A 17,039-nucleotide genomic window follows, 5' to 3' on the forward strand; every position below is an offset into this window, starting at 1 on the left:
GCACCGCCGCGTGCTGCCATCCCGTCCGCGGTGGCGGACCGGGGCGAGGTCATTGCACCGATCAGACCCGCGCCGCACCACCGCCGAAAGCGCGAGCGGCTCACTCCGCCGCTCCCGCCGGTACCACCGTCCTGGCTGCCTCGTCCCGGGGCACGCGCACCGCCAGCAGCATCGCCGCGCACACCACGAGGCAGCCGATCGGGAAGTAGAGCCCTAGCGACACGTTCCCCTCGCCGGCGTTGATCCCGATGACGTACGGCCCGAGGAACCCGCCGAGCGCGGCGATCGAGTTGATCGCGGCGAGCCCCACCGCGGTGTGCTCGCGGGACAGCACGCGCGCGGCCATCGCCCAGTACGGCGCCATGTAGCCGAGCACCCCGACGGCCACCATCGACAGGCACACCAGCGCGGGCACCGGGTCCTGCCGGAACCAGATGGTGCCCGCCAGCCCGGCCGCGGCCAGCAGCATCAGCGCCACCACGTGCCCGCGCCGCTCCCCGGTGCGGTCGGAGTTGCGGGCCACCAGCAGCATCCCGACCGCGCCGACCAGGAACGGCACCGCCCCGAGCACCCCGATGTTGGTGGCCGAGTAGGACGGGTCGAGCTGGCTGATGATCTGCGGCAGGAAGAAGGTGAAGCCGTAGAGCCCGCAGGCCGCGAACAGGTTCGCCACCGCCAGGTACAGCACCTTGCGGTCCTTGAGGATCCGCAGCTGGCCCAGGAACGTCTCGGGTTCCTCGGACCGGTACTCGGCGCTGATCTCGCGTTCCAGCCAGGCGGATTCGGCCTTGGTGAGGAATCGGGCCTGGCTGGGCAGGTTCGGCAGGTACAGCAGGGTGAGCGCGCCGAGCAGCAGCGCAGGGGCGCCCTGCAGGATGAACACCCAGCGCCAGCCGCTGAGCCCGAACCACTGCACGTGGTCCAGGATGAACCCGCCGGTGAGGCTGCCGAGCACCATCGCGATCGGCTGCGCCAAGGCGAGCGCGGCGATGGCGCGCCCGCGTTCCCCGGTGCGGAACCACATGGTCATGTACAGCAGCAGCCCCGGGAAGAGCCCGGCTTCGGCGATGCCGAGCAGGATGCGGGCGCCGTAGAGCTGCGGCACGTTCTGCACGAACCCGGTGAGCACGGTGACCAGGCCCCAGGTGATGGCGATGCGCGCCAGCCAGAGCCGCGCACCGACCCGCTTCATGATCATGTTGCTGGGGATCTCGAACAGCACGTACACCAGGAAGAAGATCGACGCGGCGACGCCGAAGGTCGCGGTGGTGATGGCGAGCTCGTGCTGCATGCCGAGCTGCGCGTAGCTGATGTTGGCCCGGTCCATGTAGTTGAACACGTACAGCAGGCCCACGATCGGCAGGATGCGGGACGAGACCTTCCGGACCGTCCTCCTGCCGAGTTCGCCGTCGGCGGCGTCGGACATGGCGTTTCTCCTCGACGTTGAGCAGAGTCAGGCGGCGCGGCGCGCGGCGGACAGCCCGGCGGCGCGGCCCATGGTGATGGCGTTGGCGACGGCGTTGCCGCCGCCGACGTAGCGGGCGCCGAGCACCCCGGCCCCCGCCTCCCCGGCGGCGAACAGGCCCGGCACCCGGCCGCCGCGCTCGTCGAGCACGGCGGCGGTGGCGTCGATCTCCAGCCCGGCGTGGGTGCAGACCAGTTCGGCGGGCAGGGTGCGCACCGCGTAGAACGGGCCCTCGCCGATCGGGTCCGGTGCGGCGGTGGATCCCTTGGCGCGCAAGGTCTCGTTCCGGCCGAAGTCGGCGTCGGTGCCGTGCGGCAGCTGGTCGTTCCAGCGGGCCACTTCGGCGGTGAGCGCCGCGGCGGGCACCCCGATCAGCTCGGCGAGCTCCGGCAGCGTCGCGGCCCGCGCGGTGCGGCCGGCTTCGGCCTCGCGCAGCACCGCCGCCGCGTCCCAGTGCGCGTAGCCGGGCGGCAGCGCGCGGCGGGCCCGCTCGTCGAACACCGCCCACACCGGCCCGGGCTGGGCGTCGATGATGCCGGTGGACACCGCGTAGGAGGCGTCCTCGTCCATGAATCGGCGGCCGCGGGCGTTGACGTGGATGCGGGACTTCGGCGGGAAGCCCGACTGCCAGTGGTGCAGCCGCTGGAAGTAGGCGGTGGGCAGCATCAGCCCCCAGCCGTCCCCGGCGAGCGCGGCGCCGACCTGCGCGCCGAACCGCAGGTGGTCGCCGCGGCTGCCGTCGGCGGCGACGACGAACAGGTCCGCGCCGGCGCGGGCGGCGGCCGGGTAGTGCCGGGCCAGCAGCTCCGGGTCGCGGGCCAGGCCGCCGCTGGCGATCACGACCGCGTCGGCGCTGACCTCGACGTCGTCGGCGACGACACCGGACACCCGGTCGCCGGTGGTGCGCAACCGCTGCACCCGGGTGCCGAGCACCGCCTCCACCCGGTGCGCGCGGCGGGCCTTGTCCAGCACCCGCACCAGGCCGTAGCCCTGGTCCTTCGGCACGTGCCCGCGCCACACGTCCTCCACGCCCGCCCGGCACAGCCCGGGGGTGTGCGCGTCGCCGGAGATCGCGGCGGGGACCTCCACGCCGAGCCCGATCAGCCATTCCAGCGCGGCCCCGGCCCGGTCGCAGAACCCGCGGACCAGGCCGGGCCGCAGCAGCCACTGGTTGAGGTCCATGTAGTGCTGGAAGAACGCCTCCGGCGAGTCCTCGACGCCGAGCCCGCGCTGCACGGACGTCCCGGCGGCGGTGAACATGCCCGCGGACAGCTGCGTGGAGCCGCCGAGCTCGCGTTCCGATTCGAACAGCAGCACCGCGGCGCCGCGTTCGGCCGCCGACACGGCCGCGGCCAGCCCGGCACCGCCCCCGCCGACGACGATCACGTCGTAGTGCTCGGTCATCGCAGGTCTCCCCCGGTGTCGGCGAGGATGCGGTGGTACAGGCCGTTGGACACCAGCCCGCCGTCCACCGTCACCTCGCTGCCGGTCAGGTACGCGGAGCGGTCCGAGAGCAGGAACAGCACCGCTTCGGTGATCTCCTCGGGGGTGCCGGTGCGCCCGGCGGGGATGCTGGCGACCGCGGCGGCCACGAACGCGTCGGCGCCGTCCAGCAGCGCGGTGCCGACCAGCCCCGGGTGCACCGAGTTGACCCGGACGCCCCAGCGGGCGAAGTCCCCGGCCGCCGACTTCGACAGCCCGGTCAGGCCCCACTTGCTCGCCGAGTACGACGGGGAGAAGTAGCCGATCTGCCCGGAGATCGAGGAGATGTTCACGATCGATCCGCCGCCGGAGTCGCGCATCAGCCCGGCGACGGCCTGCATCCCGTGGAACGGGCCGTGCAGGTTGACCCGCAGCACCTGCTCCCACACCTCGGCGGTGGTCTCGGTGAAGCGCAGCCGCCGCGAGATGCCGGCGTTGTTCACCAGCCCGCCGAGCTCGCCGCGGCCGTCGCGGATCTCGGTGACGACGCGCGCCCAGGCGGCCGGGTCGGTGACGTCCAGCTCGTGCGCGGAGGCCGAGCCGCCCGCGGCGGTGATCTCGGCGATGACCTCGCCCGGGTCGGCCACGTCGGCGAGGCACACGTGCACGCCCCGGCGGCCCAGCGCCCGCGCGTGCGCAGCGCCCATGCCCCCGGCGGCACCGGTGATGAGCACGACCCCGGGGTAGCGGACGCGCTCGACGGCCTCAGACATGCCGGGACCCGCCGTCCACGGCGATGCTGTGCCCGGTGATGTAGCGGGCGCTGTCGGAGAGCAGGAACAGCAGCGCGCCGAACACCTCCTCCGGCGAGCCGATCCGGTGCAGCGGCACGGTGTCCACGGCGTGGCGCAGCGCCACCGGGTCCTCCTTGACCCAGCGGGTCATGTCGGTGTCGATGTAGCCGGGGCGATGGCGTTGACCCGGATGCCCTGGTCGCCGAACTCGACGGCGAGCGATTCGGTCAGGTGCGCCACCGCGGCCTTCGACGTGCAGTAGGCGCCGCGCCCGCGCCGGACCCGGGTCGCCGACACCGAGGACATGTTCACGATCGCGCCGCCGGGCCCGAGGTGCCGGGCCGCGGCCTGCGCGCCGTAGAGCACGCCTTCGACGTTGACGCGCAGCACGCCGCCGAGCTGGTCCGGGCTGATCTCCGCGGCGGGGGCGAACGGGAAGATCCCGGCGTTGTTGACCCAGTGGTCGAGCCTGCCGAACTCGGCGAGGGCGGTGGCGGCGAGGCGGTCGTGCTGTTCGGCCGACGTCACGTCCACCGCGGTGCCGACGACGCGCCCCGGTTCGTCCACTGTGGACTTCAACGCGTCGTTGATCTCGTCCGCGGTGGTGGACATCCGCTCGCCGTCGAGGTCGCCGCCGACGACGTGCACCCCGCGGGCGGCGAGGCCGCGCGCGAAGACCGCGCCCATGCCGCGGGCGGCGCCGGTGATCACCGCGACCTTGCCGGGCAGGTCCGGGTAGTGCGCGCCGATCGGCCGGTGCAGCGCACCGCCGGGGCCGGTTCCGTCCGAAGTGGACATGCGTTCTCTCCTCGCCTGGCTGGGCTTGCGGGGTTCAGCGCGCGTCGTCGCGGCGCACCTCGCGGCGGCGGACCCGCCACGTCCCGCCGTCGGCGACGAGTTCGTCGGTGAACGTGGTCATCCGCAGCAGCCGGGATTCGCCCGCGGCGGTGCGCACGATCTGCAGGTAGCCGTGCACGGTGAGCGCGCCGGGCCCGGCCGGTTCGGCGACCAGGTTGGTGATCACGTGCCGGGTGCGGGCGCCCGCGTCGCGGTCGGCGGCGGCGAAGCGCTCGGCGAACTCGACGAGGGCGGTGGTGCCGATGGCGGGTTCCGGGTAGCTGGGCGAGCGGAACTCGCCGTCGGCGGTGAACGTCGCGGCCCACCCGGCGGCGCGACCCTCGTCGATGTGCCTGCTCTGCGCGCCGTAGAGCTGGTGGACGTGCGCGAGCACGTCGGCGCCGATCGGCTGCACGAACCCTCCCGATCGATGTGCTATTATCGCACACAGCGTGCGATTAATTGGTACTGTAAGCGGGCTCACGCACCGCGTCAACACTGCGCAGGAGGAACGCCATGTCCGAGACCGGTGCGGTCGAGCTCGACTCCGGGATGTCGAAGACGCTGCACAACGGGCTGCGGATCCTGGAAGTCCTCGCCGAGGAGCCGCGCGGGCTCACCCTCGGCGAACTCGCCGAACGCGTCGGCGTGCACCGCACCGTCGCGCACCGCCTGGTGCGCACCCTCGAAGCGCACCGGCTGTGCCGCCGCGACGACGTCAAGCGCATCTCGCTCGGGACCGGGCTGGTGCAGCTGAGCGAACCCGTCGAGCAGGACCTGCGGACGCTGGCCCGGCCCGTGCTCGACGAACTCACCGAACGCACCCGGGCCACCGCGCACCTCGTGGTGCAGGAGGACGAGCACCAGGTGCGGATGCTGATGATCGTCGAGCCGCGGCGCGCGCGGATGCACGTGTCGTTCCGGCCCGGTCAGGTCGATCCGATCGACCGCGGCTCGGCGGGCCTCGCGCTGCTGGCCGCCGCGCCGCCGCGCGCGGGCGAGCGGGACGCGGTGCGGGAGACCCGCGAACGCGGATTCGCCGTGTCGCACGGGGAGATCGCGCCCTCGGTCACCGGGATCTCGGCGCTCGTGCCGGGCACCGAGCGGCCGGTCAGCCTCGGGCTGTCGCTGTTCGAGGTGGACGACGTGCAGGAGCTCGGCGGCATCGTCCTGGACGCGGCGCACCGGCTCGGCACCCTGCTGCGCTGACCCCGGACGCCAGAACGCCCCGCCCACGGGGAACCCGTGAACGGGGCGCTCGATCCGCCGGATCAGCACTCGCACGGCAGGTCTGCTCTATTCCACCGCCGCGGGAACCGGAACCGGCCGGCGCCGATCGGATGAGCCCGCCCGGGGTCCGCACCACACCCCGGACGCACGAACGCCGGGGCGGTCCACCCGGTCCTCGACCGGACGGGCACCACCCCGGCGCCGACGTGCGTCCGCTCCGCCACCGCGCAGAGTCCCTCGACCGGGCTCCGTCCGCGGCCGGAGCCGGTGGAGCTCAGTCCTCCTCGTCCGGGTCCCGGACGTAGAGGGTCCTGCCGCGCAGCACGGTGCGCTGGCAGCGCGGCAGCGGCGCGCCCGGGCTCAGGTCCGGCAGCGGCGGCACGCCCGCGCGCGGATCCGTCGACCAGCGCTGCACCCGCGAATCCGGTGCGGTGACGACGAGATCGCCCGTCTCCCACACCGCGTAGGTCGCCGGAGCACCCGGCACCAGCGCCCCCGTCACCCCGTCGTCCACCCCGGCGGCCCGCCAGCCGCCGCGGGTGTGCGCGGTGAACGCGGCGCGCGGCGAGATGCCGAACCCGTCCGTGCGGTGGTGCACCGCGGCCCGCACCGCCGCCCACGGGTCCACCGGCGTCACCGGCGCGTCCGAACCGAAGGCGAGCACGATGCCGTTCGCCGCCAACGCCGAGAACGGGTTCAGCCGCGTCCCGCGCGGCACCCCGAGCCGCCTCGCGTACATGTCCGACGGCCCGCCCCAGGCGGCGTCGAACTGCGGCTGGACCGAGGCGACCACGCCGAAGGCGCCGAGTTCCGCGGCCTGCTCGGCGGTCACCATCTCCAGGTGCTCCAGCCGGTGCCGCATGCTCGCCAGCGCGGGTACGCCGAGCACCTTCGCCGCGCGGCGGAAGCCTTCGCAGGCCTCGGCGACCCCGGCGTCCCCTATCACGTGGAACCCGGCCTGCAGGCCCTGCCGGGTGCAGTCGACGAGGTGCTCGGCGACGGCCTCGGCGTCCAGGTACAGCACGCCAGAGGTCGTCGGATCGTCGGCGTAGGGCGCGCCGAGCGCCGCGGTGCGCGAACCGACCGCGCCGTCGACGAACAGGTCGCCGCCCAGCCCGCGCACGCCGAGCTCCCGCGCGGTCTCCAGGGCACCCAGCTCGCCCCAGTAGCCGACGACCTCCGGCACGTCCCCGCGAGCCGACAGCTCCAGCAGGTCCCGCAGGTCGTCCGCGCCGGAGATGTCCGGGCCCGCGCACTCGTGCACGGCCGCCACCCCGCAGGAGGCCGCGTGCCGCAGGAACGCCAGCTGCGCCTCCCGGCGCTGCGCCAGGCCCAGCGATTCGCGGGCGGCGCTGCGCGCGTGGTGGTGCGAGACGCGGGTCAGCGGCCCGTCCGGGCTCCAGCCCTCGGTGTCCTTGGCCAGCGGGGCGCGCTCGATCAGCGCGCTGGAGACCAGCGCCGAGTGCACGTCGATCCGGGACAGGTAGACGGGCGCGCCGCCGCAGGCGTTGTCGATCTCCGCGCGGGACGGCGGGCGGCGCTCCGGCCACCAGGTCTCGTCCCAGCCGTGGCCCCAGACCAGCGCGCCCGGATGTTCCTCGACGTGGTCGCGCAGCGCGTGCAGGAATTCGGTCAGCGAAGCGCAGCCGGTCAGGTCCAGGCCGTTGATCAGCAGACCGGACGAGGTGGCGTGCACGTGCGCGTCGACGAACGCGGGGGCGACGAACGCCCCGCCGAGCTCGACGACCTCCGCCTCGGGATGCAGTGCACGGCCGACCCTGTCGGAACCGACCCAGGCGATGGTGCCATCGATGACGGCCATCGCGGTGGCGTCGGCATCGGCGGGCGAATGGATCCGGCCGCCGAGCAGCAACGTGGTCTCGGACATGTCCTGTGTTCCCTGTCCTGGGGATTCCCCCCGGCTTCGGCTTGCTGGCGGCGCAAGGCGTGACGAGCTGTTCCGCCCGGCCCCCGCGCGTCGGCGCGAGCCCCTCCGCTCCGGGTCGCACCGACCTGCTCGGTCGGCGGCGGACCGCGTCGGGTGGCTCGGCCGCCCGGTCCCCGTGTCCGCCCGCTCCGTCCGGAGCCGGGTGGATCACCTTACGCGGAGCACCGCGACCCCGGTGGATCGAGGTCCGCGCCGAGGTGAACCTCGCCATGCGCCACCGTGGCCGGAGTCGGGAGTGCCGCTCCCGGCTCCGGCCACGATCGTTCGCCGAAGCTTACCCGCAGTGCTCGCACGAGCGGCGCCACGCCGGGCGGTTCACCGCGGCGAGCCGCCGTCCGGGCGCTCTGCCTGCGACGACGTTCCCAGCGGCGGGTGCTGGCGGGGGACGTCGTCCTCACTGACCGACACCACTTCACCGTCGATGACGTCCCCGTCAATTCTCCCCGCACCGCGCCCGGCACCGGGGGAACCCGCTTTCGGGAAGCCCGCGGGGAACCCGACGCCACCCGCATGGGCCCAGAACCGCTGCTGCACCTGCTCGGCGTGGCGTTCGGCACGTCGAGCCAGCCAGCGGCGCACCAGCGCCCGCGTCGGCGGCAGCAGCAGCACCAGTCCCACGACGTCGCTGACGAACCCGGGCAGCGCGATCAGCAGGCCGCCCGCCACGACCAGCACCCCGTCCGCGACCTCCCGCTCCGGTGGCTTGCGCTGCATCGCGGCCTCGTTGAACGCCTGGAGGGAGCGGCGCCCTTCCCTGCGCAGCAGCCAGCTGCCGAGGAACGCGCCCCCGAACAGCAGTCCGATCGTGGGCAGCACGCCGATGGCGCTGCCGACCAGCACCAGCACGCTGATCTCCACGACGCCGATGGCCAGGAGCAGCAGGAGAATGGGCAAAACGACCTCCGGGACAAATCCGCCTCACCCCGTCCAACGCACGGGATGCCCGATTTTCTCCCGCGCGCCCGGACCGGTTTCCACGTGGTGTTGCGCTCACCACCGCCCGGTACCGGCCGTGGTCGCGCGCGGGTGCTCATAGACTGATCGGCGATGCGGGCGCACATGTCGAGATTCCTCGCACTGCTGGCGATCTGCGGCGTCCTGGCGCTCGCGGTCCTGGTCAGTGATCAGTACCTGCCGAGCCTGCCGCAGCAGCCCGAACGGCTGCCCGCCGCGGTGGTCACGCTCGGCGACAGCACGCTGTCCGGCGAGGGCGGCGGTCACTACGAGGCGGGCACCAACGGCGAGGGCGGCAACTGGTGCCACCGCTCCCCGGCGGCCCCGGTGCACCAGCTGCGGCTGCCGCCGGACGTGACGCGCATCAACCTGGCGTGCTCCGGCGCGCAGGCCGCGGCCATCGGGGCGGACGGCGACGCCGAGGGTTCCCAGGCCGCGCGGCTGGCCGAGCTGACCCAGCGGTTCCGGATCACCGACGTCGTGGTGCAGGTCGGCGCGAACGACGACCCCGCCTTCACCGACGTGGTGAACCGGTGCGTGGAGGCGTGGGCGACCCGGGTGCCCGGCGGCTGCGCCGAGCAGATGCGGGACCTGTGGCCGCAGCGGGTCGCGGCGATGCGGCCGAAGGTCGCGTCCGCGCTGCGCGAGGTGCGGGCCGCGATGGAGCGCTCCGGGTACACGCCCGCCGCCTACTCGCTGGTGGTGCAGTCCTACGCGTCGCCGGTGGGTCCCGACGTGGACCCGCGGCTGAACAACCTCTCCGGCTGCCCGTTCCAGCCCGGTGACCTGGAATGGATCCGCGACACCGGGGTCCCGCAGCTGTCCGAGGGGCTGCGCGCGGCCGCCGACGAGGTGGGGGCGCGGTTCCTGGACCTGTCCCGCGCCGGGATCGGCCGGGAGGCCTGCACCGCGGACACCGCCGAGGACACCCCGGCCGGGCAGGTGCCCTCGCCGCGGGACGGTGAGCAGGAGTGGTTCACCCGGCTCACCGTGGACTGGGGCAGCCTGCAGGACGACTACCGGGCGCCGCACGCGATGCAGGAGTCGTTCCACGCCAACGCGGCCGGGCACCGGGCCCTCGCCGGCTGCCTGAGCGAGTTCCTGGCGGGCACCGAGGAGCGGGCCGCCTGCGCGGCCGACGAGACGGGCGAACTGCACGCCGTGCCCGCCCCGCAGCCCTGATCCCGGGAACGCGACCGCCCGCGTGCGCCGGACCGCTCAGGCCGCCGCCGGGATCGGGCGTTCCCCGGCCGGCCGGCGCCGGTCGCGGTGGAAGACCCAGAGGCGGAGCGCGGTGAACCGGGTGATGCCGCCCGCGACGCTCATCACCGCCACGGCGACCGCTTCGGCCACGCTGCCCGCATCCGCGTCGACGAGCCGCAGCAGGGCCAGCGCCGCGCTGCTGGAGACGCAGTAGAACAGGAACGTCGCCGCCGTCTGCAGGTGCATCCGCAGCCGCCGCTCCGGCAGCCCGGTGAACACGAACCGCCGGTGCAGCGCGCTGGAGCCGATCGTGGTCACCAGCAGCGCCAGCACGTTCGCGGGCCCGGTGGCGAAGGTGCCGCGCAGCAGCAGGTAGAGCAGCGCGTTCACCGCCGTCGTCGCACCCCCGACCGCGGTGAACAGCACGGCCCGCCCGGTCGTGCCGCCGCGCAGCGCCGCGAGCGCCCGGCTGGTCCGCTCCGCCCACGACGGTCGTCGATCACCGCGCACCGCTCACCTCCGGCTCGGTCGCCCGCATCGATTCGCTGTCGACGCTAGGTGAGCAGTGCGTCCGCCCGCGTTGAGGAACCTGGGAATCAGCTGGGAACCGGCGGACGGGGCGCTCGGACCCGCGCACCCGGTGGGACGATCTCGGCAGTACCGGAACCGTCGAGGGGAGTCGTGATGGCCGCAACACCGGAGACCGGAGTGGGCGGAGCCGGCGACGTCGCGGGGCTGCTGCGCTCGCTGACGCTGGAGCAGAAGGTGGCGCTGCTGGACGGCACCGACTTCTGGCGCACCGAAGCGATCTCCGACGCGGACGTTCCGTCGATCATGCTCACCGACGGCCCGCACGGGCTGCGCAAGCAGCGCACCGGGGGCGATCACCTCGGGTTGGCCGACAGCGTGCCCGCGACCTGCTTCCCCACCGCCGCCGGACTCGCCGCCACCTGGAACGAGGAGCTGCTGCACGAGATCGGGGCGGCGCTGGGCGCCGAGTGCCGCGCGGAGGACGTGGCGGTGCTGCTGGGCCCGGGCGTGAACATGAAGCGCAGCCCGTTGTGCGGCCGGAACTTCGAGTACTTCGCCGAGGACCCGCTGCTGGCCGGGCGGCTGGCGGCGGCGCTGGTGCGGGGCGTGCAGTCCCGCGGGGTGGGCACCTCGGTGAAGCACTTCGCGGTGAACAACCAGGAGACCGACCGGCTCACCGTCTCCGCCGAGGTGGACGAGCGGACCCTGCGCGAGATCTACCTGCCCGCGTTCGAGCACGTGGTGCGGGAGGCGCGGCCGTGGACGGTGATGTGCTCCTACAACCGGATCAACGGGGTGCACGCGGCGGAGAACCGGTGGCTGCTGACCGAGCTGCTGCGCGAGGAGTGGGGCTTCGACGGCCTCGTCGTGTCGGACTGGGGCGCGGTCGGTGATCGGGCCGCGAGCCTGCGCGCCGGGCTCGACCTGGAGATGCCGTCGTCCGGTGGCGCCGGGAGCGCGGTGGTCCTGGCGGCGCTGCGGGCCGGGGAGCTCGACGAGCGGGACGTGGACGCGGCCGCCGAGCGGGTGCTGCGCCTGGTGCGGCGGGCCACCACCGAGCCGCCCGCCGCGGACGGCTTCGACGCGGCCGAGCACCGAGCGCTGGCGGAGCGCGCCGCGGTGGAGAGCGCGGTGCTGCTCAAGAACGAGGACGACGTCCTGCCGCTGGATCCGCCGCGGACCCGGGTGGCGGTGCTGGGCGAGTTCGCCCGCACCCCGCGCTACCAGGGCGCGGGCAGCTCGCAGGTGGTGCCGACGCAGCTGGACGACGCCCTCGGCGCGCTGCGCGCGGCCGGGTTCGCCGCGCTGGAGTTCGCGCCCGGCTACGAGGTGGAAGCCGAGGCCGCGGATCCCGAGCTGATCGCCGAGGCGGTGGAGCGGGCCGCGGTGGCCGAGGTGGCGGTGCTGTTCCTGGGCCTGCCGCCGTCGGCCGAGTCCGAGGGCTACGACCGCGAGCACCTGTCGCTGCCCGAACCGCAGCTGCGGCTGCTGCGGGAGGTGGCGGCGGTGAACGAGCGCGTCGTGGTGGTGCTGGCCGGCGGCTCGGTGGTCACGGTCGCCGAATGGGAGCGGCACGCGCAGGCGGTGCTGCACGGCTGGCTGCCCGGGCAGGCCGGCGGCCGGGCGCTGGCCGCGCTGCTCACCGGGGCCGCGAACCCGTCGGGACGGCTGGCGGAGACGATCCCGGTGCGGCTGGCGCACGGCCCGGCGACCGGCGCCTTCCCCGGCGAGCACGGGTCGGTGCGCTACGGCGAGGGGCTGCTGATCGGCTACCGCTGGTACGACGCGCACGAGCTGCCGGTGAGCCACGAGTTCGGCGCGGGCCTGTCCTACACGACCTTCGAGCAGTCGGACCTGTCGGTCGAGGTGGTCGAGGACGGACCGGACCCGCGGGTGGTGGTCTCGCTCACCGTCACCAACACCGGTGCGCGCGCCGGGCAGGAGGTCGTGCAGCTCTACGTGGCCGACCCGCGCTGCTCGGTGTCCCGGCCGGAGCAGGAGCTCAAGGCGTTCGCCAAGGTCGCGCTGGAACCCGGCGCGGAGACCCGGGTGGTGCTGGAGCTGGACCGCCGCGCGTTCGCCTTCTGGCACACCCCGCTGGGCCGCTGGGTGGTGGAGGGCGGCGAGTTCGAGCTGCGCGCCGCGGCGTCCTCGCGGGACGTCCGGCTGACCTCGACGATCCGGCTGGCCGGGGAGCCGGTGACCGACCCGCTGACGCCGCGGTCCGAGCTGGGCGCCTGGCTGGACCACCCGGTGGCGGGCGAGCTGCTGCGGGAGGCGCTGGCGGCGAGCCCGATGGCGGAGCTGGCCGCGGACCCGCAGCACGCGATGATGCTGCGCCCGTTCCCCGCGGACCGGATCACCCGCTTCCCCGGCGTCCCGCTGACGGTGGAGCAGCTGGAGCGGTGGGCGGAGACCGCGAACACCGCCCAGCGGTAGCCCTGCCACCCGGTGCCCGGCCGGGCCGGGCACCGGGGCGCCGCGCCCCGCATCGAGCCGGTTCCGGGGCGCCCGGCACACTGGGGGTGTGGAGACGGTGAAGAACGCGCGCCCCCGGCTGGAAGCCCCATCGATCGCGGTCTGCGCGCACGTGGGCATCGGGGCGGACGACGCGGTGACGCGGGCGGCCCGCGACCGGTTGGGCAACGCCGTGGCGAACTACCGGCGCCGCTGGACGACCGCGGACGGCGACCGCCCGGTGGAGAACCGACTCCTCCCCGGCGACTCCGCCTGACCTGCCGTCTTACCTCTCGATCTGCATAGCACTGGGGTGGCGGAACCTCAGCGGTCCCCTCGCTGCGGGATCTTTTTCCCGAGTGGCTCCGCCACGAGGGAAAGAGCCGTCCTCGCGAGGGAACCGCTGAGAACCCGCGGGTGGTCGGTCTGCGTGCGTGGTCGTCGGCTCAGCGGCTTCGCCGCTGACAGGACGCGGAGACGACCCGCCGGGCGGGTTCAGGGCAGGCAGTGCGGTTCCGCCACCCGATCCCGAAGCGCCTGAAGTTCACCCGACGATCCGCAGCCACGCCGCCAGCGCCAGCAAGGTGGTCAGCAGCACGGGGATGGTCAGCACGATGCCGGTGCGGAAGTAGCGCCCCCACCCGACGTGCAGCCCCCGGCGGTCGAGCACGTGCAGCCACAGCAGCGTGGCGAGGCTCCCGATCGGCGTGATCTTCGGCCCCAGGTCGGAGCCGATCACGTTGGCGTACACCATGGCCTCGTGCGCGAGCCCGGTCGCACCCGCGCCCGCGATGGCCAGCGCCGCGATGAGCACGGTCGGCAGGTTGTTCATGATCGAGGCGAGCACGGCGACGACGACCCCGGTGCCGACGGCGGCGGTGAGCGCCCCGTGCGCGCCGAACCAGCCGAACAGCGCGGCGAGCTCCCGGGTGAGCCCCTGGTTGCGCAGCCCGTAGACGACCAGGTACATCCCGATGCTGAACAGCACGATCTGCCACGGCGCCTCGCGCACCACCGCGCCGACGGGGATCCGCCGCTCCCCCGCTCCGCGGTAGAGGAGGCCGGGCCACCGCGCCGCGACGGACAGCAGCACCACCGCGCCCGCGCCGATCACCGCGGACAGCGGGATCCCCAGCGGTTCGGCCGTGAAGTAGCCGATCAGCAGCAGCACCAGCACGACCCACCCGGCGCGGAAGGTGAGCCGGTCGCGGATCGCGGTGGCGGGTTCGGCGAGCTCGTCCAGCTCGTACTCGCGCGGGATGTCGCGGCGGAAGTACCACAGCAGCACCGCGAGGCTCGCGGCGACGGACACCAGCCCGACCGGCACCATCACCACCGCGTAGCGGGCGAACCCGATGCCGAAGAAGTCCGCGGACACGATGTTGACGAGGTTCGACACCACCAGCGGCAGGCTGCCGGTGTCGGCGACGAATCCGGTGGCGAGCGCGAACCCGAGGGCGGCGGCCGGGCTGAACCGCAGCGCCAGCACGATCTGCAGCACGATGGGCGTGAGGATGAGCGCGGCGCCGTCGTTGGCGAACACCGCCGAGATCGCCGCGCCGAGCAGCACCACGAGCACGAACAGCCGGCGCCCGCGCCCACCGCCCCAGCGCGCCACGTGCAGCGCGGCCCACTCGAAGAAGCCCGACCCGTCGAGCAGCAGCGAGACGAGCACGATGGCGACGAACGCGAGCGTCGCGTTCCACACCAGCCCGACCACGGTGGGCACGTCGGAGAGCGCGACGACGCCGGTCAGCAGCGCCGCCGCCGCGCCGAGCAGGGCGCTCCACCCGATGCCGAGCCCGCCGGGGCGCCGGACCACCAGCGCCAGGGTGAGCACGAAGATCAGCCCGGCGACCACCGTCATCATCAGTTCGACACTCCCGCGCGGCCGCGCTGCGCGCCGACCCGATCCGTTCCGTTCCGTTCCACCGGGGAGGGCCGTGCGGCCGCCGCCGCACGCCTACCCGCGGCGCCCGGAGCAGTACACCAGCTCGCCCGGGACCACCCGGGACCGGCCGGTCAGCGCTGCATGGCCGCCGCGAACAGCGGCACCACGCGATCGAGGGCGTAGGAGGTGCCGACGACGGTGGCGCTGGCGAAGGACTGCGACACCACCTCGTCGGTGAACACCAGGTCCCGCCCGTCCCGCACCGACGGCACCGACCGGTACAGCGGATCGTCGATGAGGTCCTGCGGGTCGTAGCCGATGGTGGTCATCACGGTCAGGTCCGCGTCGAGCAGGTCCAGCCGCTCGTTCGAGATCGGCACCGAGAACGCGCTGGTCGCCAGTTCCTCCACCCGCGGCGAGTTGCGGAAGCCGAGGGCCCGCATGAAGTCGATCCGGCTGGTGCCCGCCCGGTAGGCGCCGAAGCCGCGGACGGTGCGCGCACCGACGACGTTGGTGGCGTCGGCGAACTCGGGGTGTTCCTGCCTGGCCCGCGCGAACTTCGCGTCCAGGTCGGCGCGCAGCCGCTGCGCCTCCTGCTGCTCGCCGAGCGCAGTGCCGATCAGGTCGAGCTGCTGCTGCCAGGAGGTGGTGTACTGCTCGGCACCTTCGGGGATGCTGACCACGGGCACGCCGAGCCCGGCGAGCTGGTCGTAGCGGTCCCGCGTGCCGCTGGCCCTGGTGTCCAGGATCAGGTCGGGGGCGAGTCCGGCGAGCCGTTCCATGTTCACTTCGAGGGTGCCGAGCATCGGCGGCGGCGCGGGTTCGTAGCGCTGCTGCACCCACTCCCCCAGTCCGTCGCCGCCGACGCCGAGCCAGTCCGCGGTGCCGATGGGCTGCACGCCGAGCGCGAGCGCGACCTCGGCGTCGCCCCAGCCGAGGGTGACGACCCGCTGCGGCCGCTTCGGGATGGTGACCTCGCCGAAGGCGGTGGACACGGTGACCGGGTCCCACCCGTCGTCGCCGTCGGTCCCGCCGGGCGCGGGCGGTGCGGCCGAGCAGCCCGCGACGATCAGGAGCGCGCTGAGCAGGGCGGTGACCAGGGCGGCACCGCGGGGACGGGCAGGCATGAGCAACTCCTCTGGACTTAACTTCGCCTACCCTAACTTCCTGATCAGCACCGCCGTAGATGAAGGCGGTCACACGTCAGGCGGTGGTCACCACGTTGCGCAGCGGTTCCCCGGCGGCCAGCCGCCCGATGTTGGCGACGACGTCCTGCGCACGCCCGGCGAAGGTCTGCCGGGTGAGCCCGGAGGAGTGCGGGGTCATCAGCACGTTGCCGAGTTCGTGGAAGGGCAGCGAGCTCGGGTGCTTCACCTCGCCGGGCGCCGGGTAGTCGTACCAGACGTCGATGGCCGCGCCGCCGATCGCGCCGTCGCGCAGCGCCTCGTACAGCGCCCGCTCCTCGACGACGGGTCCGCGGCCGACGTTGACGAGCACCGCGTGCTCGCGCATCCGGGCGAGTTCGGCGGCGCCGATCAGCCCGGTGGTCTCCGCGGTCAGCGGGACGGAGAGCACCACGACGTCGGCGGCCTCCAGCAGCGCGTCCAGCCGGTCGATGGTGGCGGCCCACTCCAGCCCTTCGGCGGCGGCGTCCACCTCGCCGCGGCGGGTGACGGCGACGCCCGCGGCTTCGAATGCCTGGAACCGCCGCCAGGTGAGCTGTCCGATGTGGCCGAAGCCGACGAAGCCGACGGTGGCGCCGGTGAGCGAGTCGAGCCACGGCGCCCGCTGGTCGTAGACCGGGGTGGCCCAGCGGCCTTCGCGCAGCGCCGCGTCCTGCACGCGCAGTTCGCGGCGGACGACGGTGGTGGCGGCGACGACGTGCTCGGCGATGGACTTCTCGTGGTGGAAGGTGTTCGCGACGACCGTCCCGGCGGGCAGCGCGCCGGTGGCGATGCCGTCGGTGCCCGCGCCCGCGGCGTGCACGAGCTTCAGCCGGGTGCCGTGCGCGGCGAGCTCGGCGGGGAGGTCGCCGGAGACGTAGACGTCGGCGTCGGCCAGCGCGGCGCGCATCGCCGCGTCGTCCTGCCGGTCGGGCCAGTGCGCGGTGGCGCCGGCGGGGAGCCCGGCTTCGATCTCGGCGCGCAGCGGCAACAGGTTCGTGTCGGCGATGACGACGTTCAGGCCGGGGGCGGTCATGCGGTCTCCTCACTGGCACCGCCACCGCGGAGGGGCGGTGCCGCTGATCGGGCGGCGCGGCCCATCTTCGCAGTCCAGCGAGGTCTTCCGGCCGGAACCGGGCGAGGA

Annotated in this window: 14 protein-coding genes and 1 pseudogene; 4 read left to right on the top strand and 11 right to left on the bottom strand. The window is 74.1% G+C overall.

Features of this window, described 5'->3' with window-relative positions; translation table 11 throughout:
• Positions 1-100 precede the first annotated feature (100 nt).
• The 5 genes and pseudogenes from H1226_RS17255 to H1226_RS17280 all read right to left on the bottom strand — a co-directional run bounded on the left by H1226_RS17255 (position 101) and on the right by H1226_RS17280 (position 4,933).
• Complete coding sequence (locus tag H1226_RS17255; RefSeq protein ID WP_258341655.1) at positions 101-1,426, bottom strand: MFS transporter; 1,326 nt, start codon at positions 1,424-1,426, stop codon at positions 101-103.
• Between the two features lie 27 nt (positions 1,427-1,453).
• Entirely contained in the window at positions 1,454-2,869 is a 1,416-nt protein-coding gene (locus H1226_RS17260; RefSeq protein ID WP_309148738.1) for an FAD-dependent oxidoreductase, read from the bottom strand.
• The gene (locus H1226_RS17265) at positions 2,866-3,660 is read right to left on the bottom strand and encodes an SDR family NAD(P)-dependent oxidoreductase (RefSeq protein ID WP_258341656.1); all 795 of its coding nucleotides are present in this window, start codon (positions 3,658-3,660) and stop codon (positions 2,866-2,868) included. Before H1226_RS17265 ends, H1226_RS17260 begins: the two co-directional genes overlap by 4 nt.
• Positions 3,653-4,479, bottom strand: a pseudogene (locus tag H1226_RS17275) (SDR family NAD(P)-dependent oxidoreductase). Before H1226_RS17275 ends, H1226_RS17265 begins: the two are co-directional and overlap by 8 nt.
• Before the next feature lie 34 nt (positions 4,480-4,513).
• Entirely contained in the window at positions 4,514-4,933 is a 420-nt protein-coding gene (locus H1226_RS17280; RefSeq protein ID WP_224960285.1) for a nuclear transport factor 2 family protein, read from the bottom strand.
• 101 nt (positions 4,934-5,034) lie between these two features.
• Here H1226_RS17280 and H1226_RS17285 point away from each other — a divergent pair, with 101 nt between their 5' ends.
• Positions 5,035-5,727, top strand: coding sequence for an IclR family transcriptional regulator (locus H1226_RS17285; protein WP_258341659.1), 693 nt, complete (start codon positions 5,035-5,037; stop codon positions 5,725-5,727).
• A gap of 295 nt (positions 5,728-6,022) precedes the next feature.
• Here H1226_RS17285 and H1226_RS17290 read toward each other — a convergent pair whose 3' ends face one another.
• On the bottom strand, positions 6,023-7,636 hold the full coding sequence (locus H1226_RS17290; protein WP_224967620.1) for an amidohydrolase: 1,614 nt from the start codon (positions 7,634-7,636) through the stop codon (positions 6,023-6,025).
• 375 nt (positions 7,637-8,011) lie between these two features.
• Positions 8,012-8,590, bottom strand: coding sequence for an FxsA family protein (locus H1226_RS17295; protein ID WP_258341660.1), 579 nt, complete (start codon positions 8,588-8,590; stop codon positions 8,012-8,014).
• 153 nt (positions 8,591-8,743) lie between these two features.
• Here H1226_RS17295 and H1226_RS17300 point away from each other — a divergent pair, with 153 nt between their 5' ends.
• Positions 8,744-9,832: a GDSL-type esterase/lipase family protein gene (locus tag H1226_RS17300; protein ID WP_258341661.1), complete on the top strand. Its 1,089-nt coding sequence runs from the start codon at positions 8,744-8,746 to the stop codon at positions 9,830-9,832.
• A 36-nt stretch (positions 9,833-9,868) separates the two neighbouring features.
• Here H1226_RS17300 and H1226_RS17305 read toward each other — a convergent pair whose 3' ends face one another.
• The gene (locus tag H1226_RS17305; protein WP_258341662.1) at positions 9,869-10,363 is read right to left on the bottom strand and encodes a GtrA family protein; all 495 of its coding nucleotides are present in this window, start codon (positions 10,361-10,363) and stop codon (positions 9,869-9,871) included.
• A gap of 174 nt (positions 10,364-10,537) precedes the next feature.
• Here H1226_RS17305 and H1226_RS17310 point away from each other — a divergent pair, with 174 nt between their 5' ends.
• Complete coding sequence (locus tag H1226_RS17310; RefSeq protein ID WP_258341663.1) at positions 10,538-12,823, top strand: glycoside hydrolase family 3 C-terminal domain-containing protein; 2,286 nt, start codon at positions 10,538-10,540, stop codon at positions 12,821-12,823.
• Between the two features lie 88 nt (positions 12,824-12,911).
• Positions 12,912-13,118 (top strand): hypothetical protein, encoded by a 207-nt coding sequence (locus tag H1226_RS17315; RefSeq protein ID WP_258341664.1) that lies wholly within the window; start codon positions 12,912-12,914, stop codon positions 13,116-13,118.
• Between the two features lie 267 nt (positions 13,119-13,385).
• Here H1226_RS17315 and H1226_RS17320 read toward each other — a convergent pair whose 3' ends face one another.
• From H1226_RS17320 to H1226_RS17330, 3 genes are all read right to left on the bottom strand, one after another.
• Complete coding sequence (locus H1226_RS17320) at positions 13,386-14,711, bottom strand: arsenic transporter (RefSeq protein WP_258341665.1); 1,326 nt, start codon at positions 14,709-14,711, stop codon at positions 13,386-13,388.
• A 152-nt stretch (positions 14,712-14,863) separates the two neighbouring features.
• Complete coding sequence (locus H1226_RS17325; RefSeq protein WP_258341666.1) at positions 14,864-15,859, bottom strand: iron-siderophore ABC transporter substrate-binding protein; 996 nt, start codon at positions 15,857-15,859, stop codon at positions 14,864-14,866.
• A gap of 76 nt (positions 15,860-15,935) precedes the next feature.
• Positions 15,936-16,931: a 2-hydroxyacid dehydrogenase gene (locus H1226_RS17330; RefSeq protein ID WP_258341667.1), complete on the bottom strand. Its 996-nt coding sequence runs from the start codon at positions 16,929-16,931 to the stop codon at positions 15,936-15,938.
• Between the last annotated feature and the right edge of the window lie 108 nt (positions 16,932-17,039).

It is taken from the genome of Saccharopolyspora gregorii (genome assembly GCF_024734405.1).
Taxonomy (GTDB): Bacteria; Actinomycetota; Actinomycetes; order Mycobacteriales; family Pseudonocardiaceae; genus Saccharopolyspora_C; species Saccharopolyspora_C gregorii.